Here is a 17,891-nt window from a genome sequence, read left to right as displayed (position 1 = left end):
AGGCGCTGGGCACCTTCCGTGCGTAATCAAGCGTGGCGGGTCGGATATGCGTGTGCCGTACCGGCACGTCAGGATGGTCGAAGGGCAATACTGGCGAGCACGGAACGGACGAGCACGACCGGCACCACGCCTTTGTTTCGCAGCGTTTTGTTTCACGGAGTTTTGTTTCACAGCACGCACGGTGCAGGATCCACCGGATCCACCGGATCTTTGAGGAGCAGGCGGTATGAGCACTTCAGCGCAGATCGGCGTCACGGGTCTCGCGGTCATGGGCCGCAACCTCGCCCGGAACTTCGCGCGCAACGGTTACACGGTCGCCGTCCACAACCGGACGTCGGCACGGACTCACGCGCTGGTCAAGGAGTTCGGGCACGAGGGGGACTTCATCGCGGCCGAGACCGCCAAGGAGTTCGTGGCGGCGTTGGAGCGGCCGCGCCGACTGGTCATCATGGTCAAGGCCGGAGGCCCGACGGACGCGGTGATCGAGGAGTTCGCTCCGCTCCTGGAGCCCGGCGACATGATCATCGACGGTGGCAACGCGCACTTCGCGGACACCCGCCGCCGCGAGAAGGCGCTGCGCGAGCAGGGCATCCACTTCGTCGGCATGGGTGTCTCCGGCGGCGAGGAGGGCGCGCTGCACGGCCCGAGCATCATGCCGGGCGGCCCGAAGGAGTCCTACGACTCCCTCGGCCCCATGCTGGAGAAGATCTCCGCGAAGGCCGCGGACGGCGCGCCCTGCGTCACACACGTGGGCCCGGACGGCGCCGGTCACTTCGTGAAGATGGTGCACAACGGCATCGAGTACGCCGACATGCAGCTGATCGGCGAGGCGTACCAGCTGCTGCGCGATGTCGCCGGGTACTCCCCCGCGCAGATCGCGGACATCTTCCGTACCTGGAACCAGGGCCGGCTGGACTCCTACCTGATCGAGATCACCGCCGAGGTGCTGTCCCACGTGGACGCGGCGACGGGCAAGCCCTTCGTGGACGTGGTGGTGGACCAGGCCGAGCAGAAGGGCACCGGCCGCTGGACGGTCCAGATCGCCCTCGACCTCGGTGTGCCGGTCTCCGGCATCGCGGAGGCCGTCTTCGCCCGCTCCCTCTCCGGCCACGCGGCGCTGCGCGAGGCCTCGCGGGGCCTGGCGGGACCCAAGCCGTCCCCGCTGTCCGAGTCGGAGGCGGCGGCCTTCGCCGACCGGGTGGAGCAGGCGCTGTACGCCTCGAAGATCGTGTCGTACACCCAGGGCTTCCACGAGATCGCCGCGGGCAGCGACGAGTACGACTGGGACATCGACCTCGGCGCGGTCTCCTCGATCTGGCGCGGCGGCTGCATCATCCGCGCGGCCTTCCTGGACCGCATCCGTGCCGCGTACGACGCCCGGCCCGACCTGCCGAGCCTGCTGTCCGACGAGACGTTCGCGCAGGAGATCGCGGACGCCCAGGACGACTGGCGCGAGGTCGTGATCGCCGCCACCCGCCAGGGCGTGGCGACCCCGGGCTTCGCCGCGGCGCTCGCCTACTACGACGGGCTGCGCGCGGAGCGTCTGCCCGCCGCCCTCACGCAGGGCCAGCGGGACTTCTTCGGGGCGCACACGTACCGGCGGGTGGACCAGGACGGTTCCTTCCACACGCTGTGGGGCGGGGACCGGTCGGAGGTGTCCGCGTAGGGACCGCGCCGCAGAGCCGCAGGGTGTTTTGGCCCCGCGCCCCCGTCGGGGCGCGGGGCCTCCTGTGTCTCAGGTGAGCGGTGGGCCCGGCTCGGGGTTCGGCACCGGCTCCGGTCCCGGCGGGATCGGCGACGGGGACGGCTCCGGTGGCGGACCCGGGAGGGGCGCGGGAGGCGGCTCCGGAGGCGTCGGCTGGGGAGCGGGGGGCGGCTCGGGGGCCGGGACCGGATTGGGGGGCGGCTCGGGGTGCCGGGGGTCCGGGCCAGGGGTGGGCCCGGGCTGGACGGGGTCCGGAATCGGGTTCGTCATGATGTCCTCCGGCCAGTCGCTGGACGTCGCCTGTGGACTACTCCCCACCTACCCGGCACCCGCTCCGCCACTCACCCGCCGGCGTCGGGGCCGGGGCCCGGGTGACCCCGCCGAGGGCGGCCGCGCACGGCGATGCCACGCCCCGCCCGGCGGGGATGTCACACCCGACCCGCGGACCACGGGGATGGCACACCCGCCCCGTGGATCCCCTCCCCGCCCCGCGTCGCGGGCTCAGAACCGCCCGGGATGCGCGACCAGCCACTCCTTCGCGGCCCGCCGCAGCTCGGGGTCGGCCTGCGGGGCCTCGTCGGGGTGGCGCTCGGCCCACTTGGTGACGTACGGGCACAGGGGAGCCACCGGCACGCCCTCGCGCGCGGCGACGGCGTACAGCTCGCGGGCGAGGGAGCCCGCGATGCCCTTCCCCTCGTGGGCCGGTTCCACGATCGTGTGGACGGGGACCAGGGCGCGCTCGGGGGACTCTAGGACGAAGTACTCGATGCGGCCGACGACATCCCCGTCGCCCACGGCCTCCAGGCGGCCGGCCGCCCGGTCGTCACGGATCTCGATGTCACTCATGGGCACGCACGCTCCTGGTCGTCCGTCCGCCGGTCAGGCCCGTACGGCCTGCGGGCTGCGCTCCTGGTCCGAACCCGGCACCGGTTCGGACGGGTCGGCGCCGAGGGCCACGATCCGGTTGTCCCGGTCGACGTGGACGACCCGCGGCCGAAGCGCCCGTGCCTCGGCGTCGGTCACCTGAGCGTAGCTGATGATGATCACCAGGTCGCCGGGGTGGACGAGGTGGGCGGCCGCTCCGTTGATCCCGACGACACCGGAACCGCGCTCGCCCTCGATGACGTACGTCTCCAGACGTGCGCCGTTGGTGATGTCGACGATGTGCACGAGCTCGCCGGGCAGCAGATCGGCCGCGTCGAGCAGATCGGCGTCGATGGTCACCGATCCCACGTAGTGCAGGTCGGCCTGGGTGACCGTGGCTCTGTGGATCTTGGACTTGAACATGGTGCGCAGCATTCAGTGCTCCCAGAGGTCGGCTCCCTGCCTGCATGCTGCAGGTCAAGGGCGTGTCCTCACCCTACAACGACACTCTCTGTCGACGGTTGGCCAACCAGGTTGCGGTACTGAAGCTGACCGATGGCTGACCTGTCTGATGGTGTGCCAGGTCGGTCGGGCGAGGCCGTTGAAGTGCCCGATCCTACGACTTGCCTCTCATGTCCCGCTCGCGTTCGTCCGTGCTCGGAATTCCGCGAACCAGTCCAGCATGTGGCCATTCGTGACGGCTCCAGGACCGGTGACGTCGGCCACGCGGGCGCCTTGCAGAATCCGTTTGACCGGCACCTCGAGCTTCTTCCCGGTCAGCGTGCGGGGTAGCGCGGGTACCCGCGCGATCACGTCGGGCACATGGCGCGGGGACAACTGCTGTCTGATGGCCGCGGTGATCCGCTCCCGCAGGCCGTCGTCGGTCTCCTCGCCTTCATCGGTCACGACGAACAGAGGCATGAAGTAGCCGCTGCCGGACTGCTCGACCCCGACGACGAGGCTGTCCGAGACACCGGGCAGTTGTTCCACCACGGCGTAGATGTCGGCCGACCCCATCCGCACCCCCATGCGATTGAGCGTGGAGTCGGACCGGCCAGATACGACGACCGACAGGTCCCTTTCCACGGTCACCCAGTCACCGTGCCGCCACACGCCGGGGTAGGTGTCGAAGTAGCTGGCCCGGTAGCGCGCGTCGCCGGGGTCGTCGACGAAGCGCAGTGGCATGGACGGCAGCGGGGCGGTCACCACCAGCTCTCCCTGCTCGCCGATCAGAGGCCGTCCCGTCTCGTCCCACGCGGCCAGCGCCACGCCGAGCGCCGGGCACTGAATGCGGCCCATGCGCACCGGGAGGAGCGGGGAGCCGCCCGCGAGCACGGAGCAGACGTCGGTTCCGCCGCAGATCGACTGCAGCCACACGCCGGGAGTGAGCCGGTCGTGGACCCACCGCCAGGTACTCGGAGCCATGGCCGAGCCTGTCTGCAGGACCGAGCGCACGGCGCCGAGGTCGAGGTCTGCTGCCGGATGCAGCCCGGACTTCTCCACGGCCGCGAGATAGGCTGCGCCCACCCCGACCATCGTCGCCCTGGTCCGTTCGGCGACCCGCCAGGCGCCGGCGGCGTCGGGAAAGGTGGGGCTGCCGTCGTAGAGGACGATCGTGCTGCCGTGCAGCAGGCCGCCGACCAGGAAGTTCCACACCATCCAGCTGGTGGAGGTGACGAACAGGAAGCGGTCCTCGGAGCGCAGGTCGACACCGAGCCCGAGCGCCTTCAGCAGTTCCACCACGATGCCGCCGTGGCTCTGCACGATGCCCTTCGGGACGCCGGTGGTTCCCGACGACCAGAGGATCCAGAGCGGGTGGTCGAAGGGTACGTCGGCGAAGTCCGGTGCCTGGTCGGTGGACGGCAGCGCGGACCATGCGTGCACGGTGACGTCGGATCGTACGGACCATGCGTCCGTCTGTGGTGGGAAGAGGTTGTCCACGGTGAGGAGGTGGCGAACGGTCGGCAGCCCGTCCAGAAGTTCGGTGACGGTGGTCCGTTTGTCATGCTCCTTGCCCCCGTATCGGTAGCCGTCCGCGGCGACGAGGACCGTCGGCCGGGCCTGCGTCAGCCGAGCGAGCACGCTAGGGGTGCCGAAATCGGGTGAGCAGGCCGTCCACACGGCACCGATCGCCGCGGTGGCCAGCAGTGCCACCACCGCCTGCGGCAGGTTGGTGAGGTAGCCGGCGACGCAGTCGCCGGGCTTCACGCCCATCCGCCGGAGGGCGGCCGATACGTCGGCGACCTCGCGGCGCAGCCGCGCCCACGACGTCTCGACGGGTTCCCCGCCCTCGGTCACGCTCACCAGTGCCGGACGCGCGTCGGTGGCCTGGGCCAGGCACCGTTCGGCGAAGTTCAGCCGGGCGCCGGTGAACCATCGGGCGCCCGGCATGGTGGCGTCGCCCAGCACCTCGTCGTACCCGGTGACGGCGTCCAGCCCGTAGTACTCCCACACCGCCGACCAGAAGCCCGCCGGATCGGTGGAGCTCCACCGCCACAGCTCGGCGTAGTCGGCGAAGCTCAGACCGCGGGTCTCCTCCAGCCATTCCATGAACACCGCGACGTTGGAGTCCTCCAGTTCACGGCGCCCCGGTGTCCACAGCAGTTCTGCGTCCCGACTCATAGGTGCTCTCCGGTGGGCGTCGCCCCGAGCGGTGCGCTACAGGAGTCGGACTCCAGCATGCGGATCAGTTCCTCGGCCTGGGGCCACTCGCCGTATCCCGAGGCCGGGTTGAGGTGGCCGACCGCGCCCAGTTGCAGGATTTGGCTGCCCCAGCACTGGGCCAGCTCGGCGATGCGTTCGGGTGCGCCCAGCGGATCGTCGGTGCTGGCGGCGACGATGCTGGGGAAGGGCAGCGGCAGGCGGGGCACGGGGGTCCAGCCGTGCTCCGCCAGTTCGACGGGGGTGGGGTAGCCGTCCGGCAGCGGTGTCTCGAGGTCCGTCGGCGTGGCGAGCAGCGCGCCGCGCACGTCGGCTCGGTGGCGGCGGGCCCAGTGCGCCGTGGTGATCACGCCGGCGCTGTGGGCGACCAGCAGGACCGGCCCGTCCAGGGGCTCCAACGTCGCGGCCAGGTTGCCGACTTGGGCGTCCAGGCTGAGTCGTTGCCCGGCCACCGGGGCAACGGTGCGGACGACTCGTCCGGCCCCGGCCAGACGCTTGGCCAGCACGGTCTGCCAGTGGTCCGCGACGTGGTCGCGCAGACCGGGGACGATGACCACGGTGGGTTCCACGGTGGCGCTCATGAGGGGATCTCCGAGGGGTGCTTGGGCGCCGCCTTCGTGGTGAGGTCGGCGAGGCGGAGGAGGTCGCGTTCGTACCAGTGCCTGCCGACCAGGAAGGCCAGTGTGGCCGCGACCGCGACGAGGGGCACGATGCGCAGGGCGCCCAGCAGGCCGAAGCGGTCGGCCAGCGCGCCCGTGATCGCGGGGCCGGGGGCCAGCCCGAGCAAGCTGTTGGCCAGGGTGAGGGTGGCGAACGCGGTCGCCGCGATGGAGGCGGGGGTCAGGTTCGCCACCATGGCCGCCGCGGGTCCGGCGGAACCGGCCGACAGCAGGCAACCGGCGGCCAGGGCGAGCAATTGCACTGGTCCGGTGGGCAGTTGGAAGGCGAGGGTCAGCAGGAGGAGCGCGCCGAGGCTGCAGCCGACCGCGACGGCCCATTTACGGATGGGGGCGGTGGAGCTGATGCGGTCGGCGGCCACACCCCCGAAGATCATCCCCAAGCCGATGATCAGGGCGAAGCCACCGGCGGCCCCGCCCGCCTTGGCCGGTGCCATGTGGTAGTAGCGGTTGAAGAAGCTCGGCAGCCAGGACAACAGCGCGCCGGCGATGAACAGTTGTAGTCCGCTGCCGACATAGGCGCTGATGACCGAGATGGACGAGAAGAGGCGGGGGAGGCGGGTGCGCAGCCGGCCGCTCGCCTCCGCGCCGTCCTCACCGCCGGAGGGACGTCCGCGGGGCGCCAGTCTGCTCTCCTTGACCACGACCGCGTACACGGCGGCGAGCAACAGGCCGAACATCCCCATCGCGGCGAACGCCCAGCGCCAGCCGGCCGCTTGGGCCACGGCGCCGCCTACGGCGACGCCCAGCACCGAGCCGAAGGCGCCGCCGGCGATGAAGGCACCGGAGAGGGTGGCCCGCAGGGTGACCGGGAAGATGCCGATGACCACGGCGATGCCCACACTGCCGTACGCCGCCTCGCCGATGCCGACGAAGAGACGGCCGACGAACATCTCGCCGTAACTCGCCGATATGGCGCACCCCAGGGTGGCCAGACTCCACATAGCGGCGGCCAGCAGCAGACTTCGAACCCTCCCCCACCGGTCGGCCATGAGGGACAGGGGGAAGGTGAGCACGCCGACCGCCAGGGGCACGATGCCGCTGAGCGAGCCCAGGGCGGCGTCGGACAGCAGCCATTCGGCCTTCAGCATCGGGAAGACGGCGTTGAGGACCTGGCGGGACATGTAGTCGGACAGAAGCAGGCCGAAGCTGAGTGCGAAGACCGTCCAGGCATAGCCTTTGGACACGGGCCATTCCGTCGCGGACGATGTCGGGGCCGTGGACTGCGCAGTGGCGTGAAACTCCATTGTCGTCACCTCAACTGCTTGAAGGGGAAGGTCAGAACGGTCTGTCGCCGACGATTCCGGCGCGCTCCATCTTGCGGACGGCAGGCCAGTAGTCCTGGACGGCGTAGTGCTGGGTGGAGCGGTTGTCCCAGATGGCCACGCTGCCCGGGCTCCAGCGCCAGCGCACCTGGTACTCGGGGATCGCGGCCTGGCTGATCAGATAGGTGAGCAGATGGCTCGCGCCGGGCGCGTAGTCCTGGCCGAAACGCACGTTCTCGGGCGTGTGGTAGTTGACAAAGTGCGTCGCGAACGCGTTGACGAAGAGGATCTTCTCGCCGGTCTCGGGGTGGGTGCGCACGACCGGGTGCTCGGCGTCCGGGAACCGCTCCTTCAGCGCGTGGCGCTGTTCCTCGGGCATGACGGCGCCGAAGGTGGCCTCGATGCTGTGCCGGGCGCGCAGCCCCTCGATCCGGGTCTTGATGTGGTCGGGGAGCCGGCGATAGGCCTCGGCCATGTTGACCCAGATCGTGTCGCCGCCGACCGGGGGCGATTCGATGCAGCGCAGTACGGCGCCCATCGACGGGTTCACCCGCCAGGTGCCGTCCGTGTGCAGGGCGTTCTCGTAGTGCTCCGGCGGGCTGTCCAGCTCCTTGTAGATCCGGACCAGTCCGGGGTGGTCCGGGTCGCTGCCGGCGACGGGATGGTCCTCCAGTGCGCCGAAGCGCGAGGCGAACGCGACGTGGTCGGCACGCGAGATGTCCTGGTCCCGCAGGAAGAGGACCTTGTGCTCCAGCAGCAGGGTCCTGATCTCGGCGAAGAGGTCGTCGTCACGGGCGGCGTCGGCCAGGCTCACACCGCGGAGTTCGGCTCCGATGGTGCAGGTCAGCGGCTCGGCGGTGAGCGATGTGCGGCGTGCGCTCGGGCTCACCAGGGCCGGGGCCTGCCGCAAGGACGAGAGGATGTCGGGCATGGGTGCTCACTCCCTGGGGTGGAACGAGGTGCGCTCTCTCACAGGACGAAGACGGAGGACCCGGTGGTCCGGCCGGCTTCCAGGTCGCGGTGCGCCTGCTCCACGTCCTCGAGGGCGTAGCGCTGATTGATTTCGATCTTGATGCGCCCGGCGGCGACGTGCTCGAACAGCTCTCCGGCCAGCGCGGCGCGCTCGGCGGGGTCGGCGATGTAGTCGGCCAGAGCGGGCCGGGTGACGAACAGCGAGCCGTGCAGGGCGAGTTGCATCGCGTCGATCGGCGGCACGGGGCCGGAGGCGGTACCGAAGCACACGAGGAGCCCGCGGCGGGACAGCGAGGCGAGGGAGCCCGCGAAGGTGTCCTTGCCCACGCTGTCGAACACGACCGGGACGCCCGCGCCGCCGGTCAGCTCGCGGACCCGGTCGGCCACGTTCTCGTGCCGGTAGCGGATGACGTGCTCACATCCGTGTGCTCGGGCGATGTCAGCCTTCTCCTCGCTGGACACCGATCCGATCACACGGATGCCGAGCAGTGCGGCCCACTGGCACACGATCAGGCCCACCCCGCCCGCCGCGGCATGCAGCAGCACGGTGTCGCCGGGCTCCAGCGGATGGATCCGGCGCAGCAGATAGGCCGCGGTCAGGCCGCGCATGGTCATCGCGGCCGCCGTCTCGCAGCTGATCTCGGGGGGCAACTTGATCAGGTGCGAGGCGGGCATGACCCGCTCCGTGCTGTAGGCACCGAGCGGACTTCCGGTGTACGTCACCCGGTCGCCCTCGACGACGTCGGTGACGCCTTCGCCCACCGCCTCCACCGCGCCGGCGGCCTCGACGCCGATGCCGTCGGGCAGGCGGACCGGATAGAGCCCGCTGCGGAAGTACGTGTCGGCGAAGTTGAGCCCGACAGCCTCGTGCCGGATACGCACCTCGCCGGGGCCGGGATCGCCGACGGCGACCTCCTCCCACGACAGGACGTCGGGGCCACCGGTTTCGTAGAAGCGGACGGCGTGTGCCACAGAGTGCTCCGAAGGAATCGCGCGGGTGGGTGTTACCTGTGTGCGGGGCCGGGCCCTGCACGCCGGGCATGGGTCAGGCCGTGACGTCGCGCAGCATGAAGCCGCGCTGTCCCGGGCGGCGGTTGGGCACCATGCCGAGCCGGGCGAGTGTCTCGTCGGCGTCCGCGTAGTACTCGCCGATCCTGTAGATCCGCTTGGCGTCGGCTCCGGTGGCGATCTCGCGGCCCAGCGCCTCGGAGATCCTCACCATCTGCTCGACCTGCTCCACGGACGACATCCGCTCGCCCTTGGCACGCCAGAGGTTGTCCTCGTTGCCGACGCGCACGTGCTGGCCGAGGGCGATGGCGACCGCGTTCATCGGGGCCACGGCGCGCATGGAGCTCTCGATGGTCAGAACGGCTCCGTCCGGCACGCGGCGGATGAACTCGATCAGGTCGGCGGGGTGCCGGCCGGCGAAACCGCCGCCGATGGCCACGTAGTTGAGAATCAGCGGCCCGGTGTACATGCCCGCGCGGATCAGCCGCTCCACGGTCTCCAGCTGGGCCAGGTGGGCGAGTTGGAAGTGCGGCTGGATGCCGTTCACGCGCAGGCGTCTGAGGTGCTCGAGGTAGAACTCCGGACCGGCCTCCACGACCATGTCGCGGTAGGCCCGGTAGTAGTCCGGCTTCGCGATCGACGTGCCCTCCAGGTCGTCGTCGTCCATGATCTCGACGATGTTCATCTGGCTGGTGTTGATCGCGATCGTCACCTGATCCGGCGCCGGGGTGAGTTCGGCGAGCAGGTGGCGGGTGTCGTAGGCGAGCCACTTGGCGTCGCCGCCCTCGCCCTCGGGGGCGAAGGAGATCGACCCGCCGATCTGGAGCACCATGTCCGGCACGGCCTCGCGCAGCCGCCCGAGCAGTTCGTTGAACATGGACATCCGCTTGGAGCCCTTGCCGTCGAGCTCGCGGACGTGGATGTGGAGTACCGTCGCGCCGGCGTTGTAGCAGTCGACGGCCGCCTGTACGTGCTCGTCCATGGTCAGGGGCAGGTCGTCCGCGTCCCCGGGAAGCCACTCGGGGCCGTACGGCGCGGCCTGGATCACCAGCTTCTCCTGGTTCTCCGGGAAGAGTGAGTCGTCGTGGAAATGCACGGGGCTTCTCCTTGGCGTAGGGGTGATCGCGTCACAGAGCAGTCGGCGGACGCGACGACGGGCCTGCGACGGCGGACATCGGGGCCGATGGAAAAGATCGGCCCCGTGGTTGCGGGCCGGTCCGGAGGAAGTGCCCTCAGGGGAGCTGCAAAACGTTCCTTCCGGAGCCCGACCGCCGGCGCGGTGGTGCCAAGGTAGGGCGGGCGGCATGCGGCCGCTTTGCCTGTGGTGACAGGTGACTTGCCAATCGGGGACACATGGCCGGGCCCACTCGTGCCGCGGTCGGCGTGCGTCCTGCGGGCTCAGCTTCCGCCGGGCACTGCCGGGCCGCCCCGGCTCTTGCGCCACTCCCGCGGGCCGCTTCCGAAGTGCTCGTGGAACCAGCGGGAGAACGCACTCAGCGACGAGAACCCCAGCAGCGTGGAGACCTCGGTCAGGGAACGGTTGGGGTTGGCGACGAACTGCTCTGCGAGCGCCGTGCGGGTCGCATGGAGCAGTGAGGAGAAGTTCTCTCCAGAGCGAGCCAGATGGCGGTGAACGGTGCGCCGGTCGACGCCGAGGCTGCGTGCGATCTGCTCGATGGAGCAGCGCCCGGTCGGCAGCAGCGCCTCGATGAGGTCACGCACCCTGTCCACTTCGGATGCTTCCCTGGGAGCCGCGATGGGCTCGAAGTACTGCCGGGTGTAGCTGCGCAACTGGGCGTCGGCCATGGCGTTGGGGGCGTCCAGGTCCTCGGCGTAGAAGACGAGGCCGTTGAAGCCGCGGTCGAACTCCACCGAGGGCCCGAACAGACGGCGGTGGCCCACGGTGTCCCGCGGCGCCGAGTGGGCGAAGCAGACCGACGAGGGGCGCCAGTGCGGGCCGAGGAAGCCGCTCAGCACGCGGTGGAACGCGCCCACGGCGAGTTCCGTGCCCTGCCGGGCGGGTTGCGGCTCGCCGAGCCGCAGGTCCACCTTCAGCGTGGCCACCCCGTTGCCTTCCGAGAGCCGGGCGTGCAGGACCTCGTTGTAGGTGTGCTGGTGGCGGATCAGCAGGGCCAGGGCGCTGCGCACGTCGGGCTCTTCACGGACGAGCAGGCTGATGGGGCCGAGGTTGGAGAAGCGCCGCCGCTCGGTCAGCAGCAGACCGAAGTCCTCGCGCCCGGAGGCGGCGGCCGACAGCTCCAGCAGTCTGACCACCGCCGTGCCGGAGATCCACCGGTCCTGCACGGCGAGGTCCGCGGTGTCCAGGCCGACGCCCTTCATCAGGGCGCGGGGGTCGAGGCCGAGAGATCGGCTCAGCTCGACGTAGCCGTTCAGCGCGGCGGTGCGGGCAAGGGGCCTCATGTGCACGCTCCAGGGGCGATGGGTCCCCAGAAGTTAAGTTTCTCGTCCCCGCACGTCAAGCACGCAGAACGAGTGATTCGTAGCATCCCCCTTCAACGCGGCCCGTGCGGCGGCGCGGTGGCCGTGCCGCCCGGCCACCGCATCGCCGGAAGGAACCGCCCGGCTCACGAGAACTCGCGGAGACGACCATGGCCGAGACCCCACATACGCCGACGGTGCCGACCGAACCGTTCATGGGCCCCGCCCTGTGGTACGGATCCGACCTGGCGGGCCGTGACGACTGGGTTCTGGGTCTGTCCGCCGAGAACCGTGAGGAATTGCGTGCGGCGCTGCACACCGCCCGCGCTCACGCCGCCACCCTGCTGCGGATGACCGTCGCCGACTTCCCGCTGCCCACGCTCGCCGCCGAGCTGAAGCGCGCTGCGAGAACACTCTCCGAGGGGCGGGGCTTCCTCCTGATCAAGGGCATCCCGGCGGAGCTGCTCGGGGAGGCGGAAGCGAGCACCGTGCTGCGCGGCATCGGCCAGTACCTCGGCAGGCCCGTCCCGCAGACCGCCGACGGCCGCACCCTCTGCCACATTCGGGACGTCGGCCCGACGCAGGACGGCCCGGCACCGCCCGCGTGCCTGACCCGGGCGGCGCTGCCGTTCCACACCGCCGAGTCGGACCTGCTCGGCCTGCTGTGCCTGCGGCCGGCGCGCTCAGGCGGCCGTACGCTCCTCGCCAGTGCCGCTGCCGTGCACAACGCCGTGCTCGAACTCCGCCCGGATCTCGCCGCGCACCTGTACCGCACCCACCTCTTCGACCGCCAGGAGGAGCCGGCATCCGGCGAGGCGGCTTACCTGGCCTCCCCGCTTGTCACCCGGCACGGCGACAGGCCCAGCATGCGATACGACCGCGCCCGCCTGGGCAGCGGGGCGCGCACTGCCCGCGGTGATGGGCCGGACGGCGCCCGGGCCGCCGACAAGGAGCTGTACGACTTCATCGAGACGACGGCCGCCTCGCCCGGCGTCCAGCTTGAACTGGATCTCCAGCCCGGTGATCTGCTGCTACTCGACAATCATGTGGTGCTGCATGCCCGCTCGGCGTACGAGGACTTCGACGCCGCGGAACGCAAACGCCACCTGCTGCGCCTGTGGCTGGCCCGCCACAGGGGCGCCGACCCGGCCGATCAGGCGGCCGGAGCACACTTCCGCCCTACGACACGCGCCGGGGTCACCCCACGCGACGTCATCCGCCCCCGGAGCCTGCGCACGGCACGCCCCGGCTGCGGCTGTCCGCCGCTGTGCACCCACTCAGACGAATCGAGGACTCGACGGTCATGACCAATCTCGCCACGCTCCTGGTGAACTCCGCGACTGTGCATGGAGCGCACATCGCCGTGCGCCACGACGACACCGCCCTGACGTACGAGCAGCTCGACGAGGCGAGTGCACGGCTCGCCGGTGTTCTGCGCGACCGGGGTGTCGGGCCGGGCGACGCGGTCACGATGACCATGCCCAATGTGCCGCTCTTCCCGGTGGTGTACTACGGCATCCTGCGGGCCGGCGGCGTGGTGGTGCCGATGAACCCGCTGCTGAAGGCCCGTGAGGCAGCTTTCGTGCTCCGCGACTCGGGGGCCCGGATGGTACTGGCCCACCCGATGTGCGCCGAAGAGGTCGCAAAGGCGGCCGCCGAGACCGGAGCGGCGCGCCTGGTCACGGATTCCGACGCCTTCGACGCGCTGCTGCTCGCTGCCCAGCCCATGGCTGGCGTCGTCGAACGGGCCGACGACGACACCGCCCTGATCCTGTACACATCGGGCACTACCGGCACGCCCAAGGGAGCCGAACTGACCCACCTCAACCTGCTGACCAACACGGCCACGACCGCGCAGACACTGCTGCTGCTCGGTCCGGAAGACGTGCTGTTCGGCGGTCTCCCGCTGTTCCACGCTTTCGGTCAGACCTGCGCCATGAACGCCTCCGTGGCGGCCGGCGCGACGCTCACGCTGCTGCCCCGGTTCGATGCGGGGCGGGCTCTGGATGTCATGCGCCGCGACCGGGTCACCGTCTTCCTCGGCGTGCCGACGATGTACTCCGCCCTTCTGCAGGCCCGACGCTCTGACGGGCATGACGCATCCCGGCTCCGGCTCGCGGTGTCGGGTGGTGCCGCGCTGCCGGTCGAGGTGCTGCACAGCTTCGAGCGGACCTTCGGGGCGACCGTGCTGGAAGGCTATGGCCTGTCGGAGACCTCTCCGGTGGCCGCCTTCAACCATCCGGACCGCCCGCGCAAGGCCGGCTCGATCGGCACACCCGTGCGGGCAGTCGAGATGAAACTCGTCGCGGACGACGGGACAACCGTGGAGCCCGGCGCGGTCGGCGAGATCGCCATACGCGGTGAGAACGTGATGAAGGGCTACTTCAACAACCCCGACGCAAGCACCCACGCCCTCCGCGACGGCTGGTTCCACACCGGCGACCTGGCACGCGTCGACGAGGACGGCTTCTACTTCATCGTCGACCGGAAGAAAGACCTCATCATCCGGGGCGGCTACAACGTGTACCCGCGGGAGATCGAGGAGGTGCTGTACGGACACCCCGCGATCGCCGAGGCCGCTGTCGTGGGAGTTCTGGACGCGGTGCACGGCGAGGAAGTCGCTGCGGTCGTCGTGCTGAGGACCGGCGAGGAGGCGACGTCGGAAGAGATCCGTGACTACGTCAGGGAACGCGTCGCGGCCTACAAGTATCCGCGCGTCGTCGCCCTCACCACCGAGCTCCCCAAGGGCCCCACCGGCAAGATCCTCAAGCGGGAGATCACTGTCCCGTCGTCGTCGGTCCGCTCGTGACCCTCACGCCTCGGCAAAGATCAAGGGTGCGTGCGGGCCGGCGGCGTGCCGTGGCCGGTGCCAGGCGGCGCCGGGCCTTGGCGTCGGCGGCTGCGGAGCGTGGCGATCGGGAGTGCCGCGGCCAGCCCGCTGAGCAGGACCGCCGCCGGCACCTCCAGAACGGCGGTCTGATCGTCGAACGCGAGCCCGATTGCGGCCGGCCGCGAACATCGTGGCCACGATGAAGAGGCACGGGCAGCCATGCCCTGCAGGAATTCCCAGGCGACCGTGTCCAGCGATGCAGCAGGCACTCCGAGGGCCTTCAGGCCGTGACAGGTCAGGCCGCCGCTGACCCAAGTGTCCCGGAGTGGACCGGCCGGGTCGGCGGCGGAGGTCACCGCCCCGCTGACACGCCGCATCAGCTCCCGCTCCTGTTCCCGGTCGTCGATCCGGAAGGCCAGGTAGGTGGCCGCGTAAGGGGTCGGCCGGGGGCTGAGGACGCCGCGCTGGATGTCGTCCGGCTCCTGCTCGGCTGCCGGGGGCTCACTCACGGGTGAGGTGACCTCCTTGCGGGCGGCCGACTGCTGCGCGGCTGGTGGTCGACGAGTCGTCGGACGCCGGTCCCCGGTCCACGACGCACCCCCGTTTTCGCGCGGAGATCGTATGGGCGCGTGCCCAGTGAGCGGGGCTTCGCCTCGCAGTCGACAACGAAGCCCCGCTCGCTTCGTCAGTCCCAACTGCCGAACAGTACGGAACTCAGCTGCGCGTCGCACATGCTGTAGCCACCGGAGGCGTGCCCCCTTCTTCGTCTTGCCATCAACGGTGCCGGAGCAGTTGATATCGGTCCCGGGCACACGGGCGCCCTGCCGCGGCGGCACGGCGAGGGAGGCGCCGTCGTCCCGTCGGGCCCTACGCGCGGGCCGGCCTCTCGCCGGCGACCGCCCGGCGGGCCACCGTGACCAGTTCCGCCGCCGGGCCCACTAGACGCCGCCCCGTCGGCCAGACCGCGCGCAGGTCGCGCGTGAGGTCGACGCCCGCGACGTCGACGCCGATCAGCCGGCCCTCGGCGATGTCCCCGCGGACGGCCAGCTCGCTCAGGACGGACGGCCCGGTACCGGCGATCACCGCGCCGCGCACGGCGGCCGTGGAGCCGAGCTCCACCAGGGGCCGGACGCGTTCGCAGCCGGCCAGGTGCAAGGCGCGATCCAGGGTCTGCCGCGTGCCGGAACCGCTTTCCCGCAGCACCAGCGGCGCACGGGACAGCTCCCGCGCCGACAGCGGCTCGGGTCGCCGAGCCCACGGGTGCCCGGGGTCGACCACGACGACGAGCCGGTCCTCGGCCACCTGCCGCGTGGACATCACACGGGACAGGCGCGGGCCCTCGATGAACCCGATGTCGGCCTCGCCCGACTCGACCAGCTCGGGCACGTGCTCGCTGTTGGTCACCTGCAGCCCGATGTACAGCTCCGGTCGGCGGCCCCGCAGCTCGCTGATCCAGGCCGGCAGCAGGTACTCCGCGATGGTCAGGCTCGCCGCGACGCGCAGTTCGGCCTCCCGCCGGTCGCGCAGCTTATCCGCCCCGACGAGCAGCTCGTCCAGCTCGTCCAGGACCCGCCGGGCGTGTCCGGCGACGACCTGCCCGGCCAGCGTCAGCCGGGAGCCGCGGCGGGTCCGGTCGACCAGCACCAGTCCCAGCCCGCGTTCCAGCGTGGACAGCCGACGGCTGGCCGACGGCTGTGAGATCCGCAGCCGCTCGGCCGCCCGGCCCAGACTGCCCAGGTCGGCCACGAGCACGAGGAGCCGCAGCGACTCCAGGTCGGGGGTGCGCAGGGGGAGGGGAACGTCACGGGGATCCGGCACGGAGCGGTCTGTCACAGCCTCAGCGTATGACCAACTCATACATCTACGCTATGACCTCTTGCTCGATCGGGGGCTACAGAGCGCGCGCGGGGCCGCCCAGAGTGGTGATCATGAAGGACGCCAGCGTCTCCCGGTCAGGGACCACCCGCCCGCCCCGCCTTGCCCCCGCTCCAAGGCCCGGCGCCGTTCTCGCCGCCCGGCTCCCCGGCTGTGCCGCCCGGCTTCCCGGGCTCGCCCTCGCCGTCGGTGTAGCCCTCGTCGCGACTGCGCTGGGCCGGCTGGTCCCCGTCGTCGGCGGGCCAGTGAGCGGAATAGTGCTCGGGGTGGTGGTGGCGGTCGCGGTGCGGCCCGGGGACCGGATGCGGCCCGGCATCGCCTTCGCCGGGCGCGGAGTACTTCAGGCCGCGGTCGTGGTGCTGGGCGCGCAACTGTCCCTGGACCAGGTACTGCGGGTCGGTGTCGGCTCGCTGCCGGTGATGATCGTGACCCTCGCGGTCTGCCTGGCGGCGGCCTACGGGATCGGACGCCGCCTGGGTGTCGTCCGCGACCTGCGCACCCTGATCGGTGTGGGCACCGGCATCTGCGGCGCCTCCGCGATCGCGGCGGTCACGCCGGTCATCGGCGCGGCCGAGGCGGAGGTGGCCTATGCCGTCTCCACGATCTTCGTCTTCAACATCGCCGCGGTGCTGACCTTCCCCGCTCTCGGACATCTGCTGGGAATGGGCCAGCATGCCTTCGGCCTGTTCGCCGGCACCGCGGTCAACGACATGTCGTCGGTGGTCGCCGCCGCCACCACCTACGGCGGCCCGGCGGCCGACTACGCAGTGGTGGTGAAGCTGGCCCGCACGCTGCTGATCATCCCGATCTGCCTGGGCCTCGCCGCCCTCGCCCGCCGCCGCGCACGGACGGAGGACGCACGGGCGAACGCCGGCGCGGCAGGGTCTGGGCGGGGTCTCCCCGGCCCGGTGCGCATCGGCCGGCTGGTGCCGTGGTTCCTCGCCGGCTTCCTCGTCCTGGCAGCCGTGAACACCGCCGGCCTCGTCCCGTCCGGCGCCCACGGCCCACTCAGCACGCTCGCCGTCTTCCTGATCACCGTCGCCCTGTCCGCGATCGGCCTGTCCACCGAACCCTCCAGGCTGCGCCGGACCGGCCCCGCACCCCTGGTGCTCGGGGGCTGCCTGTGGCTGGTGGTATCCGCCACGAGCTTGGCCGTCCAGTTCCTGGCCCGGTACCTGTGACCGTCGCACCGAGCGCGGCAGAGAGGGTCGCCCAACCACTGGCGTGCACCGCCGCGTCCCGCCAGGGCAGCGGCGCCGACACTGCCGGCTTCTGTCGCGGACGGCTTCTCTCTGCGGGCCTCCGCATCGGTCGCGGTCACGTGCGAGCGGTGCAGGCGGTAGCGCACTGGCGTCGTCGGCCCGGTGTCGGGACGCCCCGGCTCATAGGTGTTGCCAGCGGCGCGGCGGGACGCCGTCTGGTCCGATGCTGACCATTTGCTGACCCGGACGCGGCGATCACGGCTCTGACCTGTGCAAACACCCAAGCGTTAGATCTTGGACTTGAACATGGCACGAAACACGAAGAAGCTCCCGATTCGTCTGCTCCCTGCCTGCTTTTGCGGGTCAAGGGCGGTCTCCGGAGGCTACATCGAT

Annotated in this window: 15 protein-coding genes; 4 read left to right on the top strand and 11 right to left on the bottom strand. The window is 71.0% G+C overall.

Translation table 11 applies throughout. The annotated features are described in order from the left end of the window. The first annotated feature begins 226 nt into the window (after positions 1-226). Complete coding sequence (gene gndA, locus ACIPSA_RS18580; protein WP_402635765.1) at positions 227-1,666, top strand: NADP-dependent phosphogluconate dehydrogenase; 1,440 nt, start codon at positions 227-229, stop codon at positions 1,664-1,666. Positions 1,667-2,206: 540 nt separating this feature from the next. Here gndA and ACIPSA_RS18575 read toward each other — a convergent pair. From ACIPSA_RS18575 to ACIPSA_RS18535, 9 genes are all read right to left on the bottom strand, one after another. Then, entirely contained in the window at positions 2,207-2,551 is a 345-nt protein-coding gene (locus ACIPSA_RS18575) for a GNAT family N-acetyltransferase (RefSeq protein WP_402635762.1), read from the bottom strand. 33 nt (positions 2,552-2,584) lie between these two features. Then, positions 2,585-3,004: an aspartate 1-decarboxylase gene (panD, locus tag ACIPSA_RS18570; protein WP_402635759.1), complete on the bottom strand. Its 420-nt coding sequence runs from the start codon at positions 3,002-3,004 to the stop codon at positions 2,585-2,587. 195 nt (positions 3,005-3,199) lie between these two features. Then, positions 3,200-5,191 carry an acetoacetate--CoA ligase gene (locus ACIPSA_RS18565; RefSeq protein WP_402635756.1) on the bottom strand — a complete coding sequence of 664 codons (1,992 nt, stop codon included), beginning with the start codon at positions 5,189-5,191 and terminating at the stop codon, positions 3,200-3,202. Then, entirely contained in the window at positions 5,188-5,811 is a 624-nt protein-coding gene (locus tag ACIPSA_RS18560; protein ID WP_402635753.1) for an RBBP9/YdeN family alpha/beta hydrolase, read from the bottom strand. Before ACIPSA_RS18560 ends, ACIPSA_RS18565 begins: the two co-directional genes overlap by 4 nt. Next, a complete protein-coding gene (locus ACIPSA_RS18555) occupies positions 5,808-7,094 on the bottom strand; it encodes an MFS transporter (protein ID WP_402635751.1) in 1,287 nt (428 codons plus the stop codon). Before ACIPSA_RS18555 ends, ACIPSA_RS18560 begins: the two co-directional genes overlap by 4 nt. 91 nt (positions 7,095-7,185) lie before the next feature. Further along, positions 7,186-8,103, bottom strand: coding sequence for a TauD/TfdA dioxygenase family protein (locus tag ACIPSA_RS18550; RefSeq protein WP_402635748.1), 918 nt, complete (start codon positions 8,101-8,103; stop codon positions 7,186-7,188). Positions 8,104-8,141: 38 nt separating this feature from the next. Beyond that, entirely contained in the window at positions 8,142-9,116 is a 975-nt protein-coding gene (locus ACIPSA_RS18545) for a quinone oxidoreductase family protein (RefSeq protein WP_402635746.1), read from the bottom strand. 73 nt (positions 9,117-9,189) lie between these two features. Then, positions 9,190-10,248, bottom strand: coding sequence for a 3-keto-5-aminohexanoate cleavage protein (locus ACIPSA_RS18540; protein ID WP_402635744.1), 1,059 nt, complete (start codon positions 10,246-10,248; stop codon positions 9,190-9,192). Between the two features lie 302 nt (positions 10,249-10,550). Continuing rightward, positions 10,551-11,573, bottom strand: a complete 1,023-nt coding sequence (locus ACIPSA_RS18535; protein WP_402635742.1) for an AraC family transcriptional regulator — start codon at positions 11,571-11,573, stop codon at positions 10,551-10,553. A 188-nt stretch (positions 11,574-11,761) separates the two neighbouring features. Between ACIPSA_RS18535 and ACIPSA_RS18530 the strand changes: the two genes are divergently transcribed. Together ACIPSA_RS18530 and ACIPSA_RS18525 are read left to right on the top strand one after the other, a co-directional pair. Beyond that, on the top strand, positions 11,762-12,898 hold the full coding sequence (locus tag ACIPSA_RS18530) for a TauD/TfdA family dioxygenase (RefSeq protein ID WP_402635740.1): 1,137 nt from the start codon (positions 11,762-11,764) through the stop codon (positions 12,896-12,898). Next, positions 12,895-14,400, top strand: coding sequence for a long-chain fatty acid--CoA ligase (locus tag ACIPSA_RS18525; protein ID WP_402635738.1), 1,506 nt, complete (start codon positions 12,895-12,897; stop codon positions 14,398-14,400). Before ACIPSA_RS18530 ends, ACIPSA_RS18525 begins: the two co-directional genes overlap by 4 nt. A 20-nt stretch (positions 14,401-14,420) precedes the next feature. Here ACIPSA_RS18525 and ACIPSA_RS18520 read toward each other — a convergent pair whose 3' ends face one another. Continuing rightward, on the bottom strand, positions 14,421-14,930 hold the full coding sequence (locus ACIPSA_RS18520) for a hypothetical protein (protein ID WP_402635736.1): 510 nt from the start codon (positions 14,928-14,930) through the stop codon (positions 14,421-14,423). A 358-nt stretch (positions 14,931-15,288) separates the two neighbouring features. Then, positions 15,289-16,278, bottom strand: coding sequence for a LysR substrate-binding domain-containing protein (locus tag ACIPSA_RS18515; RefSeq protein ID WP_402635731.1), 990 nt, complete (start codon positions 16,276-16,278; stop codon positions 15,289-15,291). Between the two features lie 71 nt (positions 16,279-16,349). Between ACIPSA_RS18515 and ACIPSA_RS18510 the strand changes: the two genes are divergently transcribed. Beyond that, a complete protein-coding gene (locus tag ACIPSA_RS18510) occupies positions 16,350-17,477 on the top strand; it encodes a YeiH family protein (RefSeq protein ID WP_402635729.1) in 1,128 nt (375 codons plus the stop codon). Positions 17,478-17,891: the final 414 nt, after the last annotated feature.

Origin of the sequence: Streptomyces sp. NPDC086549, assembly GCF_044746205.1 — a bacterium.
Lineage (GTDB): Bacteria > Actinomycetota > Actinomycetes > Streptomycetales > Streptomycetaceae > Streptomyces.
This window is presented reverse-complemented; position numbering and strand designations above follow the sequence as displayed.